17 protein-coding genes are annotated in these 18,547 nt (G+C 44.6%); 8 read left to right on the forward strand and 9 right to left on the reverse strand.

Features of this window, described 5'->3' with window-relative positions:
• The first annotated feature begins 211 nt into the window (after positions 1 to 211).
• The 3 genes from C1S73_RS26440 to C1S73_RS26450 are packed head-to-tail and all read left to right on the forward strand — an operon-like array spanning position 212 to position 3,384.
• Positions 212 to 760 carry an ECF-type riboflavin transporter substrate-binding protein gene (locus tag C1S73_RS26440; RefSeq protein WP_038868496.1) on the forward strand — a complete coding sequence of 183 codons (549 nt, stop codon included), beginning with the start codon at positions 212 to 214 and terminating at the stop codon, positions 758 to 760.
• A gap of 6 nt (positions 761 to 766) precedes the next feature.
• Positions 767 to 2,548, forward strand: a complete 1,782-nt coding sequence (locus C1S73_RS26445) for an ABC transporter ATP-binding protein (RefSeq protein ID WP_038868467.1) — start codon at positions 767 to 769, stop codon at positions 2,546 to 2,548.
• Positions 2,545 to 3,384: an energy-coupling factor transporter transmembrane component T family protein gene (locus C1S73_RS26450; RefSeq protein ID WP_038868466.1), complete on the forward strand. Its 840-nt coding sequence runs from the start codon at positions 2,545 to 2,547 to the stop codon at positions 3,382 to 3,384. Before C1S73_RS26445 ends, C1S73_RS26450 begins: the two co-directional genes overlap by 4 nt.
• A gap of 104 nt (positions 3,385 to 3,488) precedes the next feature.
• Here the strand turns inward: C1S73_RS26450 and C1S73_RS26455 are convergent, their stop codons facing one another.
• On the reverse strand, positions 3,489 to 4,670 hold the full coding sequence (locus C1S73_RS26455; RefSeq protein WP_038868465.1) for an MFS transporter: 1,182 nt from the start codon (positions 4,668 to 4,670) through the stop codon (positions 3,489 to 3,491).
• Between the two features lie 331 nt (positions 4,671 to 5,001).
• On the opposite strand from C1S73_RS26455, the gene C1S73_RS26460 reads away from it, so the two are divergent.
• Positions 5,002 to 5,748 carry a metalloregulator ArsR/SmtB family transcription factor gene (locus C1S73_RS26460; RefSeq protein WP_038868495.1) on the forward strand — a complete coding sequence of 249 codons (747 nt, stop codon included), beginning with the start codon at positions 5,002 to 5,004 and terminating at the stop codon, positions 5,746 to 5,748.
• Positions 5,749 to 6,584: 836 nt separating this feature from the next.
• Positions 6,585 to 6,830: a hypothetical protein gene (locus C1S73_RS26465; protein ID WP_005439002.1), complete on the forward strand. Its 246-nt coding sequence runs from the start codon at positions 6,585 to 6,587 to the stop codon at positions 6,828 to 6,830.
• Positions 6,831 to 6,866: 36 nt separating this feature from the next.
• Here the strand turns inward: C1S73_RS26465 and C1S73_RS26470 are convergent, their stop codons facing one another.
• From C1S73_RS26470 to napG, 3 genes are all read right to left on the reverse strand, one after another.
• The gene (locus tag C1S73_RS26470) at positions 6,867 to 7,118 is read right to left on the reverse strand and encodes a hypothetical protein (RefSeq protein ID WP_038868494.1); all 252 of its coding nucleotides are present in this window, start codon (positions 7,116 to 7,118) and stop codon (positions 6,867 to 6,869) included.
• Positions 7,119 to 7,322: 204 nt separating this feature from the next.
• Positions 7,323 to 8,177, reverse strand: a complete 855-nt coding sequence (napH, locus tag C1S73_RS26475) for a quinol dehydrogenase ferredoxin subunit NapH (protein WP_038868464.1) — start codon at positions 8,175 to 8,177, stop codon at positions 7,323 to 7,325.
• The gene (gene napG / locus C1S73_RS26480) at positions 8,177 to 8,947 is read right to left on the reverse strand and encodes a ferredoxin-type protein NapG (RefSeq protein ID WP_005439014.1); all 771 of its coding nucleotides are present in this window, start codon (positions 8,945 to 8,947) and stop codon (positions 8,177 to 8,179) included. The genes napH and napG overlap by 1 nt, the downstream gene beginning before the upstream one ends.
• A gap of 405 nt (positions 8,948 to 9,352) precedes the next feature.
• Between napG and C1S73_RS26485 the strand changes: the two genes are divergently transcribed.
• Complete coding sequence (locus C1S73_RS26485; RefSeq protein ID WP_038868463.1) at positions 9,353 to 9,853, forward strand: GNAT family N-acetyltransferase; 501 nt, start codon at positions 9,353 to 9,355, stop codon at positions 9,851 to 9,853.
• A 96-nt stretch (positions 9,854 to 9,949) separates the two neighbouring features.
• On the opposite strand, the gene C1S73_RS26490 is transcribed toward C1S73_RS26485, so the two are convergent.
• Both C1S73_RS26490 and C1S73_RS26495 read right to left on the reverse strand, forming a co-directional pair.
• A complete protein-coding gene (locus C1S73_RS26490) occupies positions 9,950 to 10,924 on the reverse strand; it encodes a phosphotransferase (RefSeq protein WP_038868462.1) in 975 nt (324 codons plus the stop codon).
• A complete protein-coding gene (locus C1S73_RS26495; protein WP_038868460.1) occupies positions 10,924 to 11,199 on the reverse strand; it encodes a GNAT family N-acetyltransferase in 276 nt (91 codons plus the stop codon). Before C1S73_RS26495 ends, C1S73_RS26490 begins: the two co-directional genes overlap by 1 nt.
• 150 nt (positions 11,200 to 11,349) lie before the next feature.
• Between C1S73_RS26495 and C1S73_RS26500 the strand changes: the two genes are divergently transcribed.
• Positions 11,350 to 12,087 (forward strand): flagellar brake protein, encoded by a 738-nt coding sequence (locus tag C1S73_RS26500; RefSeq protein WP_227740533.1) that lies wholly within the window; start codon positions 11,350 to 11,352, stop codon positions 12,085 to 12,087.
• 111 nt (positions 12,088 to 12,198) lie between these two features.
• Here the strand turns inward: C1S73_RS26500 and C1S73_RS26505 are convergent, their stop codons facing one another.
• From C1S73_RS26505 to C1S73_RS26515, 3 genes are all read right to left on the reverse strand, one after another.
• Positions 12,199 to 13,185: a porin gene (locus C1S73_RS26505; protein ID WP_038868458.1), complete on the reverse strand. Its 987-nt coding sequence runs from the start codon at positions 13,183 to 13,185 to the stop codon at positions 12,199 to 12,201.
• A 406-nt stretch (positions 13,186 to 13,591) separates the two neighbouring features.
• On the reverse strand, positions 13,592 to 15,220 hold the full coding sequence (locus C1S73_RS26510) for a methyl-accepting chemotaxis protein (protein ID WP_038868457.1): 1,629 nt from the start codon (positions 15,218 to 15,220) through the stop codon (positions 13,592 to 13,594).
• A 226-nt stretch (positions 15,221 to 15,446) separates the two neighbouring features.
• Positions 15,447 to 17,807 carry a Lon protease family protein gene (locus C1S73_RS26515; RefSeq protein WP_038868456.1) on the reverse strand — a complete coding sequence of 787 codons (2,361 nt, stop codon included), beginning with the start codon at positions 17,805 to 17,807 and terminating at the stop codon, positions 15,447 to 15,449.
• Positions 17,808 to 18,004: 197 nt separating this feature from the next.
• Here C1S73_RS26515 and C1S73_RS26520 point away from each other — a divergent pair, with 197 nt between their 5' ends.
• Positions 18,005 to 18,502: a hypothetical protein gene (locus tag C1S73_RS26520; protein WP_038868455.1), complete on the forward strand. Its 498-nt coding sequence runs from the start codon at positions 18,005 to 18,007 to the stop codon at positions 18,500 to 18,502.
• Positions 18,503 to 18,547: the final 45 nt, after the last annotated feature.

Consider the following 18,547-nt stretch of genomic DNA (forward strand, 5'->3'; position numbering starts at 1 on the left):
AATATTCTGTATAATGCGCGCCTTATTTTTGATGCTTGCTGTAAAACTAAGCCAGTCAAAAGGATGCGTGAATCCAATCACACATTTCTTGAAGAAAGATAGAGCAAACAATAAGCAGCTTGGTTGTTTCCAAACTTTGTTACACAATCAGCGCTATAAAAACAAAGCAAGTGAACGTTCTTTAAAATCGACAATTGAACTGAGGTTATCTATGAATCTTTCTGCTAAAACCGTAGTGGTTATTGCAATCGGTGCTGCGCTATACGGCATCGGCGGTTTGCCAATGTTTGGCATTCCTGTGTTTGCAAACACGACGCTGAAACCAGCAATGGCGGTATTGGCATTGTTCTCAGTGTTATTCGGCCCTCTTGTAGGCTTCTTGGTTGGCTTCATTGGCCACTGGGTTACTGACCTATTTGCAGGCTGGGGCGTATGGCTAACTTGGGTACTTGGTTCAGGTATTGTCGGTTTGATCATCGGTCTTTTCCCTTCTCTAACACGTAATCGCTTAGAGACAGGGGACTTCAATATGAAAGATTTCGCGTTGTTCGTGGTGCTTGCTCTATTGGGTAACGTATTTGGTTACGGCTGCTCAGCCTTCCTAGACACCATCTTGTATGCAGAACCGTTCACTAAGGTATTTACACAGCTGTCGATCATCGCACTGGGTAACACCATTCTTATTGCTATTGTTGGCTTCTTCATTCTTAAGTCTGTCGCAAAACGTAACAAGCAAAGCCGCAACTTAACAGAGGCTTAATGTCGAATGACAATCGAATTTTCTAACTTCTCTTTTAGATATGAGTCGCTGGACAAACCGACGCTAAAAAATATCAATCTAAGGATAGAGAAAGGAGAGAAAATCGTCATTATCGGTCCAAGTGGTAGTGGTAAATCTACCCTTGGCCAATGTCTTAACGGACTGATCCCACATGCGATTAAAGGGGAAACCAGTGGCCAGCTGACCATCAATGGTCAAGACACTGCCCCTTTTGATATGCACCAATTCACCGAAAAAGTTGGTACCGTACTGCAAGATACGGACAGCCAATTTGTTGGTTTGAGCATTGGTGAAGACATCGCATTCGCGTTGGAAAACCAATTGATGTCTAACATCGACATGTACCCATTGGTCAAAGCGACGGCCAAAATGGTCGATTTGGAACAGATGTTAGATCGCTCCCCTCACGATTTATCAGGCGGTCAGAAACAACGCGTTTCTTTGGCGGGTATTTTAGTCGATGACGTCGACATCTTGTTGTTTGACGAACCACTTGCTGCCCTTGATCCAAAGACGGGTAAGAAGACCATCGAGATTATCGATGATCTGCACCGCGAAACGGGCAAAACCATCATCATTATCGAGCACCGTCTTGAGGATGTGCTGCATCGCTCTGTTGACCGCATTATTCTGATGGAAAGTGGTGAAATCATCGCAGATACCAAACCAGATGAGATCTTAGCGTCCCCGCTTCTTGAAGAATACGGTATCCGTGAGCCTCTTTATCTTTCTGCTTTGAAAGAAGCAGGCTGCGCGATTGAAGGCGATGCAAAGCCATCGAGCTTAAGCACATTGCCATTGGCGCAATACCAATCCACCGTCAGCGCATGGTTTGAAGCCTCACAAGTAGCAGAGGTTGCAACCCCAACCGATACGCTTCTAGAAGTTCGTGATCTTACTTACTCATACGATGGCGAAAAGAACGCGCTTGAAGGGGTCAGTTTTGATGTCAAACGCGGTGAGTTTTTATCGGTATTGGGTAAAAACGGCTCTGGGAAATCCACCATCACTAAGCTTGTGATGGGCGTGATTGAACCAGACCAAGGTTCGATGATCTTGAACGGCCAAGACTTAAATGAGCTAACGATTTTCGAGCGTAGCCAAAAGGTTGGCGTGGTAATGCAAAACCCAAATCATATGATTTCGCATCACATGATTTTCGACGAAGTGGCTTTTGGCTTGCGTAACCGTGGCGTTGAAGAGAAACAAGTCGAAGCGAAGGTATTGGAAGTCCTTGAGCTGTGTGGTTTGAGCAAGTACCGCCATTGGCCAATTGAGGCATTAAGCTACGGTCAGAAGAAGCGTGTGACGATTGCATCGATTCTTGCCCTAGAGCCTGAGCTTTTGATTCTGGACGAGCCTACTGCTGGACAAGATTACCGTAACTACACATCAATGCTGAGCTTTATCGAGAAGCTTAATCGTGAACTTGGCATTACGGTGATGATCATCTCGCACGACATGCACTTGGTCTTGGAATACACAACTCGTTCCATCGTGATTGCTGATAGCAAGTTGATTGCCGACGCACCAATGATCGAAGTGTTTAGTTCCCCAGCACTGTTAGACCAAGCGAACTTGGCGACAACTAGCTTGTATGAACTGGCGACTGAGTTAGGCATTGAGAACACGAACGACTTTATGCAGCACTTTATTGACGTTGAAAAAGCGCGTCGAGAACGTGAAAACAACGCCGATATCCAAGCTTCAAAAGCTCAAGATTCACAAAATAATGATGCTAAAAACATTGAGAAAGTAGTGGCATGAAAGACAACAAGATGAAGTTTGGTATCAACTACATCGATACCCAATCGCCACTGCACAAACTCAATGGCATCACCAAGTTTTTGATGTTCATTGCATGGGTAACGGTGGTACTTACGACCTTTGATTTGCGCATCATTACTCTACTGATCGTTGTAGGTCTTGGTTTGCTAAAAATGACCAAGGTACCTTTCCATGTGTACAAGCCTTTACTGATCGGTACAGGCAGTGTTTTGTTGATTAATGCGCTGTTTATGTTTGCATTAGCGCCGCAACAAGGCAGTGAATACATGGGCTCAACAACTGTATTGTTGTCGTTACCGGGTAATTACTCACTCACCCAAGAGACCTTGTTCTATCTGGTCACCGTGACACTGAAGTACTTCAGTATGTTCCCAATTGCCTTGGTGTTTGTATTTACCACGCATCCTACTGAGTTTGCAGCAAGTTTGAACCGCATGGGTGTGCCTTACAAAATCGCTTATGCCGTCAGTTTGACCTTGCGTTACTTGCCAGAAGTGAAGAAAGACTTCGTGAACATCATGCACGCTCAACAAGCTCGTGGTGTTGAACTGAGTAAGAAAGCGCCGTTGTTTACCCGTATGAAGAACGTTTCTAAGATCTTAGGTCCGCTGATTTTCTCTAGCCTAGATCGCGCTGACCAAATCTCTAACGCGATGACATTGCGTGGTTTTGGTCGTCATTCTTCCCGTACTTGGTACAGCCTAAAGCCGCTGACCAAAGCCGATATGGTGTGTATGGCAGGCATCGTCGTGATTGTCACCGCTGCGATTAGCAAACGCGTTATAGACACTCAACTGTTTTGGTATCCGTTCTAAACGAACCAGTATCACGTTGAAAACCGAATACAAAAATGGGATGCCTCTGCATCCCATTTTTATAACCAGTTTTCGCGTTAAGTTATTGAGTAGTAAGTACTAACTTAGTTCCATCTCAACACACGTGTTTCGTTACCCTCTCCCGGCTTAGCTGGGATATTTAAGGACAGTAACAAGCTCACTGCGGCCATAGCGGCACCAATGTAAAACACGCTTGAAGGCGAAACCAACCAAATCACACCAAAGGTTACCGGAATCACGACCGCTGCAATGTGGTTGATGGTAAACGCCACACCAGCCGTTGATGCCATGTCCGCCGGATCGGCTATCTTCTGGAAGTAAGTTTTGATTGCGAGTGCCAGCGCAAAGAACAAATGGTCAATCACGTACAATGCTGCCGCCCACTCCGCAGTTTGCACTAAACCGTAACCAACGAAGACAAAAATCAGTCCCACATATTCAAACATCAATGCTTTGCGCTCACCAACGGCTCCGATAAAGCGACCAATACGTTTAGCAAACAGGAAGTTGAACAAGTAGTTGATTAAGAAAAGCAGTGTGATGTCCGCAGCCGAATAGCCAAACTTCTCCACCATCAAGAAACCAGCGAAGACCGTGAAGATTTGACGGCGAGCACCACTCATAAAGGTCAATGCATAATAAAGCCAGTAACGCTTACGCAGCACCAACTTTTTGTTTTGTGGAACTTCCGTTTTGAATTCAGGGAACGCAAACGCCATCACCAGAATCAATACAAAACCGATACCGCCCGCCAGCAAGTAAACCGTTTTGAATTCTAATTTGAGCTGCTCAAGCAGAATCCAAATCGCACCATAAGTAATCAAAGACGCTAGTGCACCAACCGATATAAACTTGCCTAACATTTCTGGTGCTTCTTCTTTGGTTAGCCATTGCAAAGAAAGGGATTGCTTTAACGTTTCAAAGTAATGAAAACCAGTCGACATCAACAAGGTTGTAAAAAGAAGTCCAAACAAAGATGGGAAGTAACCTGTGATTGCCGTGCCCAGTGTCAGCATGGCGAGCGAGACCAACATAAAACGTTGCTCGCGGATAAACAGCAAAACAAAGACAACAGTGAAAGCAAGAAAACCGGGAATCTCACGCACACTTTGCAGTAAGCCGATATCTGCTCCATCAAAGTTGGCTTTTTCGATAACGAAGTTGTTCAGTAGCGCCATCCAAGTGGAGAAGGCAATAGGAACAATAATGGAAATCAGCAGAAGAAAGTTCTGTGGCGTTCTCCAGCTTTTATGTGGCGTATTCATGATGAGTCCTTAGAATATGAAGCCGCCATCATACCGCTAAATGTAACAAAATCGCAATATCCTTATAAGTTGTTCACTTACCAACTTTCATAACATTATCCTAAACTTAGCGACAAATTCCATTAAAAACACTCACTACCAAGATTGCGATCTTGCTATTTTTAAACATTTTTTTACATCCTCTTCCTTTGAAACAAACCCGTTTTCGTCGGCAACAATTGAAGCTTATGCCTGGAGATAAAAGGTTGTGAGCTTCTTGTTGAACGCGTGCAGAGTTATACTATTGCCATTCGTCTTTCTTTTCGGCATCAGCCACACTTTTTGTCTCGATATTATGAAAAAACAAGTCCTGTTTCTTTGCACTGGTAATTCCGCACGATCTCAACTTGCTGAAGCGATATTTAACCATATGGCGGGCACGCTCTTTCATGCTGATAGTGCAGGTGTTCACCCTAACGAAGTAGACCCAAGGGTGTTTGAAGTATTAGATGCACATTCAATCTCTGGCGAGTCACTGCATTCGAAGGATTATGCCGACGTTGCGAACAAGTCTTATGACTTTGTGGTTACATTGTGCGATAACGCCAAAGATGAATGCGTGATCTTCGAACAAAACATCGACCAATTACATTGGAACCTAGTCGATCCAAAACCACTCGAAGGCACAGAACCGTTCCAAAATACGGCCAAAGAATTGATCGAGCGCATCAGTCTATTTCTACTAGTAAACAGTGAAGAAAACCGTACACAAGTGGATCCAAGTAGTTTCTTTAAACTGATGAGCGATCCGTTGCGACTCAAAATATTGATGCTGCTAGAAGATGAACAAGACTTAACCGTCACCGATCTCAAAAACGCTTTGAACGAAAGCCAGCCAAAAGTCTCTCGTCACTTAGCATTGCTACGAGACACGACATTCTTAAAAGATACACGCCATGGCTTATGGATCCATTATCGTCTTTCCCCTTCGCTTCCTATGTGGATTAAGCATCTACTCCAAATAGTGCGTGTCGGTAATCCAGGCATCATTAATATTGAAAAGAACCGCTTGAAAGCCGCACAACAAAGTGAGCAATAACCTTTTTCACTCAGCTTAAGACATACTGATGCCTCGATGAAAAACCGCTGCATAAATGATTTGGAGCGGTATCACTTTGTCAGCGACAAGTCAGTATCAAAACTTGGTGTTAACCCAACCCACCCTTACAAATAAGACGCTGATAATATTGGTAAAAATCACCTTCAATTCGTCATGTTGGGTACAACCCAATATCATAAATACCCCATGAACAAGTGAAATGCCTTCGTGGTGAGCATCGTTAAAATACCCTTTATTCAAGATGCCTTTTGCAACCGTAACCAACACGATATTGTTGAACTCGATTTGCTACTTATTGTCCCGACTCCAGCTAGTAGCAGTTTGTGACTCCACATAAGCCTTTCCCACCCACTCCTAGGGTGGGCTTTTTTTTTCAAAAAATGCAGTGTGTAGGCATTCCAGACCTATATCTTTTAAAGGTGATAACTTCGGCTAGTATTCATTGAGATATCATCTGAACATCAGCCAATAAACGGCTCAATCAATATTTCATCTTTGATAATCGAGAATACCCATGCGAAACGCTAAAATCGCGAAGACCATTTTGTGGGTTGTGGTCGGCAGTTCGATGCTTTGGCGTCAGCTAGTCAGCATGGACTACCTGCTCCATTAAACAAGCAGACCGCACGCCTATTGATAATGAGGTAAAGCCTCATCGAAAGCCCTTTTCTCACGGAAGAGAGAGGGCTTTCAACTTTCTGTTCCTATCTAAACGTCTATAGTCATCTGAATGATGAACAATCTTGGGAATGCCTTAATCCTTTTTAGTACCGATGCTAAATTAAGCACCGAATTGAGAGATTAGGATTCATGAGATGAAATACGCATTTTCAGTGATGTTATTGTCACTGCTTCCTGTGGTCGCAAACGCTGGCCCTATCGACCCGAAATGTAGCCCTAAGAAGCTGGCTAACGGTGTAACAAAGGTAGTAGGTAACCGTTGTACGCTTGACGAGACGATCGCGGATACCACGAAAGAAGCGCTAGGCGTCGACCATCGCGTTAACCCCAAGAAGCGACTAGAAAGAAAAGGCCTTATCAAAGACGAAAAGTCGGACTAAGCGCCACCTTCCATTCCTTTCTAAAATGGCCAGTGTTTATCGACACTGGCCATTTGGTTTTAGCTCAACCGAAGCCCCCTCGCCTTTAATGGTCGTAGGCCCAATATCAAAGCGGCATGCTTCACCACTAAGGTAAACGGTATTCAATAGATTGTGCTCTTGATAAGTGACTCTGACTTGAGACTCCATCGGAGCAACAACGATGATGTCGACTTCACGTCCAGTGGGTTGAGCTTGGTTTACACAACCAGTGCTAAGTAAAACAAGAGGAACTAAGAGGCTTTTCATAACAATAGAGTCTTTCATTCACGTCATAACAGTCAAAAAAAACCACCCAGATACAAGGGTGGTTATTAAAAAGGAATACGCTATTTCTATAACAGTGATGAATCTTAATTAAGCTCAATAATATTTTGATGGCATCGAAAAATTAAACAAAACTAGACTGCCTACTAGCTAAACTCGCTCTTTGCTCTCTTACTCTTTGTTTTGTTACTCAATGTTCTTCACATTCAGTCGATTCTGGAACTCAAACACCTTTTCAGGACAAACATCTAAACAACGCCCGCAACTCATGCAAGTTTGATCCATCACGCGACGGTCGCCTTCTTTTAACGGTTGACGCAAAATCTCCGGCTCGGGGCAAACATAAAAACAATCCATGCACTTAGTACAGTCTTCTCGGCGCACGGCAGTGACTCGCATTAAACTCTTGCTACCAATCACGCTGTACGTTGCTCCCAGTGGACACAAGTGTCCGCACCAACCATGTTCTACGAGCAATAAATCGAGAACAAACACCAGCAAAATAAGTACCCAACCTGCTCCCATGCCAAACACTATGCCTCGATGCAATGCCGCCACTGGGTCTAACCAAGTCCAAAGCACTGAGCCCGAAATCGCGCTGCCAAGCATCAATGCAGGAATTAACCAATAGCGAATATTTGGCGACCAACGATAACTCGCTTTGAGATTGAGTTTTCTGCGCAGCCACGCAGCAAAATCCGTCACGATATTGAGTGGGCATACCCAAGCACAAAAAGCGCGCGGAGCAAGAATCGCGTAAAACACCAACACAATCGCTACGCCTAGGAAAGCGTTAAACTCTGGAATATGACCTGTGGCGAGAGACTGTAATACAATCAGAGGATCGCTTAATGGCACCGTATTAAGCAGCATACTGGAAGACAAATTGCCTTGCAGAATGCCCCATGTTGGCCCTGCCATAAACAGAACAATGATGGTCAGTTGGCATAATCGACGTAGAATGAGAAAACGATGCGCACGCCACCAGCCCAGTTTTTCGATGGCTTCTTTGCCAGCATCTTGCGCTAAGTTCTTGGCCATTATTGACCTCCTTTGAGCGACTCAAGCGCACCACTTGGCACTGGATTATCTGCTGGTAAGACATTTTCAAGCGGCTTGTCGATTTCTTGCCAGCCAAAATTGTAGTGGCTACCAACCTTACCTTTCGCTAGATCCGTTGGCACCACTTTGATCGCAGCCACATCAAGCACACAAGCTTGTTCGCATTTGCCACAACCCGTACACACATCAGAATTGACGGTCGGGATCAGTTTCGCGTGATAGCCCGTTCTATCATTACGAATGTTCTCCAGCGTTATCGCTTCATCAATTAGCGGGCAGACACGGTAACAAACGTCGCAACGCAAACCTTGCCAGTTCAGACAGGTCTCGTGGTCGATCAGCACAGCCGTCCCCATTCTCGCATCGTCTATATCGGTAAGATCATGATCCAACGCACCGCTAGGACAAGCCACGACACAAGGGATGTCTTCACACATTTCGCAAGGAATATCGCGCGCAGTGAAGTACGGTGAACCAGTTGCAACTGGGGATAGCAGACTCGCAAGCTTCAAAGTGTCATAAGGGCACGCCTGAACACACAGCCCACAACGAATACAGGCAGACTCAAAATCACCTTCTGGCAAAGCGCCAGGCGGACGAATAGGCACACCTTTAGTTTCGCGTGCTTGGCTCTGCAAAGACTGCAAACCAAGAACACACGCTGCCGCACCCACACCAGCGGCGGTGCGGGCAGTGTCACGCAAAAATCGACGTCGACTTTGCGAGACTTTTGACTGAGAGGATTTCATTATTATTTTCCTCAAACACGCTCTAATTGCTCTTAAATAAGTTAAGCATAAATAGCGCTAAAAAGGCGTGCTCCCCATACCCCATAAGAGGTAACTCAAGTGTCTCTTGATTAAAATCAACTCGTTGCAGATACCGACTTCACACTTTAGTGAAAATGGCTTTATTTCGTTATTTCAAAGTTCACCATTATTCTCCATAAAATGAGAGTTACTCAGTATAAAAATTCAACACAAAATCACTCTCATTGGTATTTTCAATGATAATCCACTATGAAAACTTAAAATTAGAAATACGTAACATACTCAATTAAAAGTAGTTTGGCACCTAAAGCTAAAAAAATACTATTCAAACCGCATTTCTCTGGTTAGATTGAAATTAATTCCAATAAACCAAAGGAGAGAAGCATGGAAATCATCGTACGTCCAACCACTGTTGAAGACGCTGCTGCACTAGTCGAAATCTATTCACAACCGAAAGCACAACGTGAAACCCTGCAACTCCCTAAGCCATCTCTCGCGATGTGGGTCGACCGACTATCCAACATGCCCACAGGTGTTTACAGTTATGTCGCAGAAATCGATGGTAAGGTGGTCGGAAACATTGGCTTTCATCACTCCCAACGCCCAAGAACATCACACACGGCCTCGTTTGGAATCGGTGTGCACGATGAGTTTCACGGTTTAGGAGTCGGCAACGCGTTGATCAGCACCGTAACGGATCTCGCCGACAACTGGCTCAATGTTCGACGTATTCAAATCGAAGTAAACACCGATAACGAAGCTGCCATTGGCTTATACAAGAAACACGGTTTTGAAATAGAAGGTGAATTGGTCGATGCCTCTTTTAGAGACGGTGAGTTTATTAATACTTACAGCCTAGCCCGTATCAATAAACCGAAAAACTAACGTCTATTGACCTAAAAACTGCCTTTATATACCCAAGTAACCTCGAGATACTTGGGTATATCTACCTTCGGGTCGATTTTGCTTTCTTCGCAGTTTCTACCCCAAAGAGTCCAGGACACGTTTGGTGAGCGCTTCGGTATAAGGGTTAATCTTCCAATGATCTGGACTCCACCCTTTTACAAAGCGTTGGAAATCCGCCCAAGCCACGGCAAATAAAGGTCGCCACTCTTGTTCGACCTCAGATGGTTCTAACTCGGTTTGATAATGTTTCAGTGCTGTATTTAACGCAACAAAATAGGTATCAAGCACCCAAGGTTCCATTTCAGCACATTTATCAGGATCGACAGCACTGCTCATAAATAGCGCGACATCTTTCATCGCGCAACCATGACCGACGTATTGAAAATCGACCGCGGCAACCGCCGAGTTTTGCGAATTGAAGCAGAAGTTTGCTAGCTTCGCATCGCCATGAATCAAGGTTTGAAATCGCGCTTGTTTTAGAGTTTGGTCGATTAACCCTGCCCTCTTTTTCAACCGAGCATCTTGAAGGACTGCCAATTCATCAGGTCGAGTATCTAAGTGCCAATACGTTCCCGTTTTCCATAAAGCATCATGATGAACGCCAATGTATCGCGCATGAAAGTTAGCAAGCCATTCTAAACACGCTTTTAGTTGGGCTTTTCCTGCACTTTTCATTACGTTTGGGTACCCCGCCAGAGTAAGATCTTCCATCACGATCAACCATTCCGTTTCATTCTGAAAGCATTTAAGCCCTTGAGGAATACGGCAACGCTCATCAACTGTTTGACTGAAGTATTGATACCAACTCACTTCAACTTGGTAAGAATGCAGCTTACGTTTATGGGAGCGGTCGGTATTCCAGCCTCGCGGATGCTCAGACGGTTTTGGTAATTGAACATGCTTTACAATAATGGAGCGCTGCGAAAAGGTCAGTCTGACCAACTCTCCGTATCCGCCCCATAAAGACTGGATCACATCGACACCTTGAAGCAAACCAAGTTCCAGTTCATCTCCGATGCTTTGATAATGTGGGTTATTCATTGATTCCATCAAGCGAGTAAATGCGACCATTCTGGGTGTGTTGCCATGTATTTAATCACGTATGGGCAAATGGGCACAATAGTGTAACCAAGCGCTTCAATCTCAGGTAGAACCGACGCCATCATGACGCTTCCATAACCTTTGCCGCGAGCTTCTTCCGGAATAAGCGTCGAAGTAATATGCATCTCCCCATTCTCGAGTTTATAAGCCACTTTCGCTTTATGGTCTTGGTCTAAATCGACCCAGAAAATCTGGTTTGTTGTGTCATGTGTCACTTTCTGCATTATCTACCTCCCACTTTTGGCCTCTGTTTTATTGAATCAATCTATATGACTGCATAGAATGATATCAACGCAATAATCTAGTCAATTCCTACTAATTATCATAGCGCGGAACACCTTCTCGAATCAGGTACGACAATAAGAATGAGAAATATGATGGCGAGCGCCACGGACAGTCGAGCGTCTCTACAGAACAAAAACGCCCCAGAACGTCAGGCAAGCACATTAAATAGCACCGATGCAATGGCAATGGTGGAACACGGCAGTGAAGTCACATTGAACGTGACGACACCTGTTGGAACGAAGTTCATCACCACGAGCACCTTCATGGGTTGCCATTCAAATAATACCGCGTTGATAGAAATTCCAAACATTTCAGATGAAGATTTGAAGTTCTATTTCCAAGAAGGTTTTTGGATTAACGTAAAAGCGTATTCGCATCGCGGCGAAGGTGCGGTTATCCCTTTCCGAGCACAATTACAGCACCGCTTGGGTGATCCATACCCGTTACTGGTGCTGAGTTTGCCAAATACCATGCAAGTGTATCAACTAAGAAAAGAAGTGCGTTACGAAGTAAATTTACGTTCTCGACTTCAGTTTGAACAGTACCGAGCTGAGTGTGAAATACGCGACCTATCAAAGAGTGGTTGCCGTTTTGTAACTTCACCAATGAGTCGAACACTTCAAGTCGGAGATCAGATTACGTTAGATATCACCATGCCAGGAAATGGACGTCTGCTTGCACCATTAAAAGGGAAAATTTGTAATCTGCAAAAATCGGTGCATTACGCGCGTTACGGCGTGGAATTTGATGACTTTGGCAAAGCAAACGCTAAGAACTTATTAAGCCACCTAAAATTTGATGGCACCAAGCTAAAGCTGAAAGGCTAACGCAAAGCTTTTGTTCTGAATTTTAACGTTACAATGGAAAAACCCCTTACCATCTGGCAAGGGGTTCTAAACAACTAAAAATAAGGCAGTATATTTTCAGTCATATTCGACTTAGAAATCGTAGCGTAGGCCTAGTGCTAGCTCGTCTTTCTCTTCAGTACCTTTGCTGTCCATTAGGTCGAAGTTGTATGACGCGTAGCCACGGAAGTTAGGCTTGAAGTAGTAAGTTACGTCAACCGCTAGGTTATCGACGCTGTCGTCGTTATCTTGCTCTGCTTTGTTGTACGTAGAAGTGAACACTGTTTGGCCCATTGTGTAAGCTACTGCTAGTTCATAACCTTTGTAGTCAACATCACCAGAAGCAGGAGCCACATTAGCATCTTGATCTAGGTTATCACCACCAGTGTAAAGACCAGAAACGTAGAAGTTACCAACAGTGTAAGCAGCCGCTAGCATGAACTCGTCACCTTCGTTCTGATCTGCGTAGCCAGCACCAACTTCGAAACCAGTGTCAGCAAATGCGTAGATTGCTGATAGAGAGAAGCCATCTTCATCGTTATCACCAAAGCCATTCGCTTCTTCAGTACGGTCAGCAAAACGGTAGCTTGCACGCAATGCTAGTTGCTCGAACTGACCAGCGTAAGAAACCATGTTGTCTGTACGATCAGCCACTGCTAGTTTGTATGCTGCAGTATTGCCGTGGTAAGCCATGATATCTGTAAAATCAGTGATTACACCTAGTGCACCATCGTTTTTACCGTAAGTGATTTCACCGTACTTGCCACCAAGACCTGCGTAAGCGTAGCGAGTTTCAAGATCACTGCTCTCATCGACAGCGCCTTTTTCAGAAGTTTCGAATTCACCTTCCCAAAAACCAACACCGTATAGGCTGTCGTTGATTTCCTGTTTGCCTAGGAAGTTAAGACGGATACGAGAAGCATCTTCTGCTTTGCCATCCATCATAGAAAGACGCGCTTCAGCACGGCCGCCCATGTTTAGTGAAGTACCGTCTTGGTTGTATAGTTCTGAAGCGACAACTTGAGATCCAGATGCTAACAGTGCCACTGCTACAGCTACAGCTAATGTTTTCAATTTCATTTTAATTTTCCATATCTTTGTTTTTAGTTGTTTCCTCACCAGAAAACAGGACATTTCTGTACCAACGAGAAAACGGACGGCATAGTAGCAGCCTCGACTTATAGCGCAACAAGTTGAATAGACAGGATATATAGAAGAAAACACCATGCGAGATGGCAATATGAATACAGCAAAACCATCAAGTTAGCGGATAGATAGGAAAATGTGTGTGTGTCAAAAAAATTTTGACGCAAAAAACACGCTCAAAAGATTTATAAATGTGACATCAATCACACACGATCTCATGTAAACATATGATTTATATGATGTTAGTTTTATCAATATTGAGTTAAAGGTAAAAAAATCCCCAAGCCAACGCTCAGGGATTCTTTTCGATCAGTCGATGTTTATCACTTACCGCTTTTTATTAAAGCTTGAAGAAGCTCAACTGTTCTTTTTGCTTTTCAGCGAGGTGAGAAAGCTCTGTACTTGCGCTCGCGCTTTGGCTGATGCCTGCAACGTTTTGGTTCACAAGCTCAGACATGTTTACCACGTTGCGGTTGATGTCTTGAGTCACCTGAGACTGCTCTTCTGCCGCTGTTGCCACTTGCGTATTTGAATCGTTGATGTTGGCAACAGATTCTGTAATACCAATCAACGCATCATTCGCTTGCTGCGTTAGTTCATTGTTGCGGTTCAGCATTTCTAAGCTCACCTGCATACTGTCATTGGCAAGGCCAGACTGTGCTTGAAGCTCTTCAATGATAGAAGAGATTTCTTGCGTTGAATCTTGAGTGCGCGCTGCCAGCATACGAACTTCGTCTGCTACAACAGCAAAACCACGACCAGATTCACCTGCACGTGCTGCTTCAATCGCCGCATTCAGTGCTAGAAGGTTAGTTTGCTCAGATACGCCACGAATCACTTCAATAACGTCGTTGATTTGAACCGATTGCTCTTTCAGACGAAGAACCACTTGCGCCGCATCGTTAAGTGCTTGAGACATTTGCTCGCTTGCTTGTGCACTCTCTTGGAAGATCGCTAGGCCAGATTGCGCTAGACCATCCGCTTCACGAGCTGTCGCATCTGCTGATGTAGCATTATCGCTAACGTTGTTTGCCGTGCTTGCAAGCTCATTAACAGCGGATGCAACTTGTTCGATTTCCGCCAGTTCTTGCTGCGCATTGGCTTCAGCTTGCGTCATTACCGCCGCAAGTTCAGTTGAAGCAGACGCGACTTCTTCGCTAATACGCATCAATTGATCAACCGTATCATGAAGCTGTTTCGCTGTTTGGTTAACGTCTTTGCTTAGCTGAGCGATCTCGTTGTCACCATCAATGTCTGCACGTACTGACAGATCACCACCCGCGAGTTTACGCATCACTTCTTGTAGTTTTTGGATTGGCGTAACAATCATGCCTGACAAGAACCACGCGCCTAGCAAGGAGAAGGCAAAAACAGCAATCACTGACATCATTGCGTTGTTTTGTACGCGAACGTGTTCACGAGCACTTGCTTCTGTCGCTTGTGTTGCAATTTGGTTTACGCGTTGAGACAGCGCATTGATCGTTGCAACCATTTCATTACCGACACGACGGTAACCAGAAATAAAGTTTGTGTATTCGCCATCAGAGACCAAGCCACGATCATGACGATTGAAGAACTCAACCGCACGAGTTGAATAGTCGATGTATGTATCGATGCTTTGGCGTACTTTTTCCGCTTCTGATGCAAAAGTGCCACGCGCATCAATCTTGTCGATATCCATATCAATGGCTTTCGCGCCTGCTTTAAGATCAGCAAGGAAGGCATCACGACGAGACGCATCATAAATCGCGTAAACCGCGCTAATACGTAGTGGGTAAACTTGGTCGTCAATTTGAGCCAGTGTGTCTTTATAGAACACGAGCGATTCGGAGTTAGAAGCAACCAATTCTTGCTCTGCTTCTAGATTGTTTTGCGTGATCCACAATGCAATAAACAAAGTGATCGCGGTGAATAGAACTGGAACCAAAATTTGCGTTCGAACCGACAAATTTTTCAGGGATAGCTGCATGAGTGACCTCAGGTATTTGCGTGTGGCTTCCTTGCGATGGGATTATTCCCAGACGAATAGACAAGGGGGCAAATACTAGAGGTAGATCACATTTTTGTCCAGAGCGAAAAGTCATCAATTTCATAACGTTAGTGACAATATCCCGTCAACTGCGACGGGATATTGTCGTTATGACAAATTATGAAAACTTGTACGCTTTTTTATCAGCTTTTACGCCAATGAGTGCTTATTTTCTAAGCGCATTCAACTTAGCTTGTGCCAACCCGAAGATGGTGTCGATAGGGTAAGTTCCCTCGTCGGTCGCTTCACCAGCATCTTTGCCAGTAAACAGCTCAACCGCTTCGGTTACGTGGTCGATAGCCCAGATATGGAAATCTCCCTTCTCTACCGCTTTGACAATGTCAGGGCGAAGCATCAGGTTATGTACGTTTGAACGCGGGATGATCACCCCTTGTCCAGCATGACGACCTTTGATTTCACACACATCGTAGAAGCCTTCTATCTTCTCGTTTACACCACCAATAGGCTGCGCTTCACCGAATTGGTTCATCGAACCGGTAATCGCAATGTCCTGACGGTTCGGCTGTTTCGAGAACGCAGACACGACTGCACAGAACTCAGCCATACTTGCACTGTCACCATCTACACCACCGTACGATTGCTCAAAGGTAATCGTGGTTGTCAGTGGAACGCGTGCTGTCTTACCAAACACAGAAGATAAGTAAGCCGACAGAATCATCACGCCTTTCGAGTGAATACTACCGCCAAGATCAACACTTCTCTCGATATCAATCACTTCACCATCACCGTAACACGTGGTTGCCGTAATGCGGTTTGGCGCGCCAAACATGTGATCACTGGTGCTCAATACCGACAGTGCGTTGACCTGACCAACTGCAGAACCTTCGGTACGAATCAAGGTCGTGCCATTAACGAAGGTTTCCATCACGCTATCTTGCAAACGGCTGACTCGCATTTCTTGATTGCTCAAAGCCTCTTCCACGTGTCCGATACGGATCATGTTGGAATTCGCCTGACGAGCCACGTAGTTAGACTCACGCAATAGATTAGCGATGTTGGCAGAATGCAACGAAAGCTTGGTTTGGTCTCCAGACAACCGCGAACTGTATTCGATGATGCGTGCGATGGCTTTCTTATCGCAGTGCAGCATGTTGTTGTCGTTCACCACACTAGAAATAAAACGTGCGTATTGCAGTTCTGAGTCAGGTGTACGCTTCATCTCATCTTCAAAGTCTGCTGTTACTCTAAACAACTCACCAAACTCCGGATCATAATGCTGGAGCAACTGGTAAGTGCGGTAATCACCAAACAGGATTATCTTTATATCAAGAGGGATCGGTTCTGGATCGAGAGACACCGCACCAGTTAGCGTGACCTCTTTCTCTAACGAGGTAAAACTTAACTGACGTGAACGCAACGCTCGTTTGAGACCATCCCAGACGTAAGGCTGCTCTAGTACTTTTTGTGCATCCATCAAAAGAACGCCACCGTTGGCTTTATGTAGACTGCCCGCTCGAATTAACGAGAAATCAGTAAATACTGTGCCTTTGAAAGTTGCGGTTTCAATCGAGCCAAACAGAGAGTGATAGTTCGGGTTTTCTTCCACCACAATTGGAAATTCACACTTGCTGCGATTGACCAACACATTCACTTTGTAACGACGTGGTAACTTCTTATCTAAAGAAGCTGTGGCAATCTCACCTTGCTCTCCACTCTGCTCCAAGAAAATATCAGCATTTTCAACGATGTCTTTTTGCAGATCAGTGAGATACGTTTTGATCTCAGAGTACTCCGCATAATCCACTTTCAACTGTTTGATGAAGTGGGTAATTACATCCAGCGTGACATCATCATTGAGCTTTTTGATCTTTTCACTGAACGACTCTTCCCACTCGGTCAGCTCACGAATCATGTTACGTAGGCTGACCTCTAGTTCATCAATGCTACTGGAGAAGTATTCTTGCTCTTTCTTACTCAGAGCATCAAACGTCTCTTCGGTATGCAACTCTTCGCCATCCATCGCGACAAACTGGTAATCACCTTGAGTCGTTATCGTTAAGCTAATGCCTTTTTCTTTTGCTTCTTTACTGATGCTGTCCAATTCAAGCTGTTGCTTGTTCGCCAATTGGTTTTTTAGGCGATCGGCACGGCTATAGTACATCTCGTTATCGAATGCTAAAGGCAGTGCGTTCAGCAACTTCCCCATCAACTTTTCAATATCAGCTTTCAGTTTGTTACCGATACCGCAAGGTAACTTGAGGACTTTGGGAACACGTGTGTCTTCAAAGTTCGCCACGTAGCACCAATCAAACAGTGCCGCTTCATCATGTTGATGACGATTTAAATAGCGCAGAATCATGGTGCGCTTGCCCAGACCATTCTGACCAATAGCGTAGATGTTGTACCCTTTCTCCTTGATTGACATCGCGAACTCGACCGCCTTTTGAGCGCGCTCTTGTCCAACGATTTCATCAATCGGAGGCAATTCCTTGGTCGACTTACATGGCATATTCTCTAGATCCGCTACAGAATACAGCTGTTTAGGTTCCAATCTTTGTACTGCCATACTCGCCTCCTTTTTCTTATTGTCGTTACCTCAGTGTAGAGATTATTTGTTTAAAATTAAGTGATTTATCTTCCACACCAGTTCGTTTGGACATTTTACGAGCAGTCACTCAGCAACAAAATGAAAACAAGTCGCACTTGCAATTGATAATAATTTTCATTTAATATCTCTTCAAATCGAATTTTGCGGAGATGAACATGAATATTGAGCAATGCTGGATGCGCTATTTGAAAGCAGAGCAATTGATGGAGCAAGGACATTGGCCTGAAGCTCACCGTCTATATGAAGACGTGCTCAATCATCTACCTAACCATATTCAATCCGCACTAGACAATGAACAAACCAAACCGTGTCAGTTCGTTTGTTTGATAAGTGGTTTGCGTGATGCAAGCGTCGCGCAATCAGAGATTCTAAACAAACTGGGCTTGCATCAAGAAGCGTTCGCTGCACTCAATCAATCCTATGCTCTATTTCAGTTCTTACAGCTCGAAAGCCATGATCTGATTGGCCGTGTAAGCCAATTGCTTAGTAAACAAAGTGAAGACTTGTTAGCGCACATGGCCGCATTTTGCTCTGCACAGCGCAATGCGCAATGGATGATTGAGTTAGACCATGTCACACGAGCTCATGAGCAGTTCTTGTATCTACAAGCGATGAGTTCTGCAGAAGCGGGAGCGTCTCAGCTATATAACTAAACCGTACCGCATAATTAAAGCCTCACTGTATGAACAGCAAGTAAG

The organism is Vibrio jasicida 090810c (genome assembly GCF_002887615.1).
GTDB lineage: Bacteria > Pseudomonadota > Gammaproteobacteria > Enterobacterales > Vibrionaceae > Vibrio > Vibrio jasicida.

Bases quoted from the DNA above. Each gene is read 5' to 3' on its own strand.
- C1S73_RS26440 (WP_038868496.1), top strand. From the start codon at position 212: ATGAATCTTTCTGCTAAAACCGTAGTGGTTATTGCAATCGGTGCTGCG.
- C1S73_RS26445 (WP_038868467.1), top strand. From the start codon at position 767: ATGACAATCGAATTTTCTAACTTCTCTTTTAGATATGAGTCGCTGGAC.
- C1S73_RS26450 (WP_038868466.1), top strand. From the start codon at position 2,545: ATGAAAGACAACAAGATGAAGTTTGGTATCAACTACATCGATACCCAA.
- C1S73_RS26455 (WP_038868465.1), bottom strand. From the start codon at position 4,670: ATGAATACGCCACATAAAAGCTGGAGAACGCCACAGAACTTTCTTCTG.
- C1S73_RS26465 (WP_005439002.1), top strand. From the start codon at position 6,585: ATGAAATACGCATTTTCAGTGATGTTATTGTCACTGCTTCCTGTGGTC.
- C1S73_RS26470 (WP_038868494.1), bottom strand. From the start codon at position 7,118: ATGAAAAGCCTCTTAGTTCCTCTTGTTTTACTTAGCACTGGTTGTGTA.
- napH (WP_038868464.1), bottom strand. From the start codon at position 8,177: ATGGCCAAGAACTTAGCGCAAGATGCTGGCAAAGAAGCCATCGAAAAA.
- napG (WP_005439014.1), bottom strand. From the start codon at position 8,947: ATGAAATCCTCTCAGTCAAAAGTCTCGCAAAGTCGACGTCGATTTTTG.
- C1S73_RS26485 (WP_038868463.1), top strand. From the start codon at position 9,353: ATGGAAATCATCGTACGTCCAACCACTGTTGAAGACGCTGCTGCACTA.
- C1S73_RS26490 (WP_038868462.1), bottom strand. From the start codon at position 10,924: ATGGAATCAATGAATAACCCACATTATCAAAGCATCGGAGATGAACTG.
- C1S73_RS26495 (WP_038868460.1), bottom strand. From the start codon at position 11,199: ATGCAGAAAGTGACACATGACACAACAAACCAGATTTTCTGGGTCGAT.
- C1S73_RS26500 (WP_227740533.1), top strand. From the start codon at position 11,350: ATGATGGCGAGCGCCACGGACAGTCGAGCGTCTCTACAGAACAAAAAC.
- C1S73_RS26505 (WP_038868458.1), bottom strand. From the start codon at position 13,185: ATGAAATTGAAAACATTAGCTGTAGCTGTAGCAGTGGCACTGTTAGCA.
- C1S73_RS26510 (WP_038868457.1), bottom strand. From the start codon at position 15,220: ATGCAGCTATCCCTGAAAAATTTGTCGGTTCGAACGCAAATTTTGGTT.
- C1S73_RS26515 (WP_038868456.1), bottom strand. From the start codon at position 17,807: ATGGCAGTACAAAGATTGGAACCTAAACAGCTGTATTCTGTAGCGGAT.
- C1S73_RS26520 (WP_038868455.1), top strand. From the start codon at position 18,005: ATGAATATTGAGCAATGCTGGATGCGCTATTTGAAAGCAGAGCAATTG.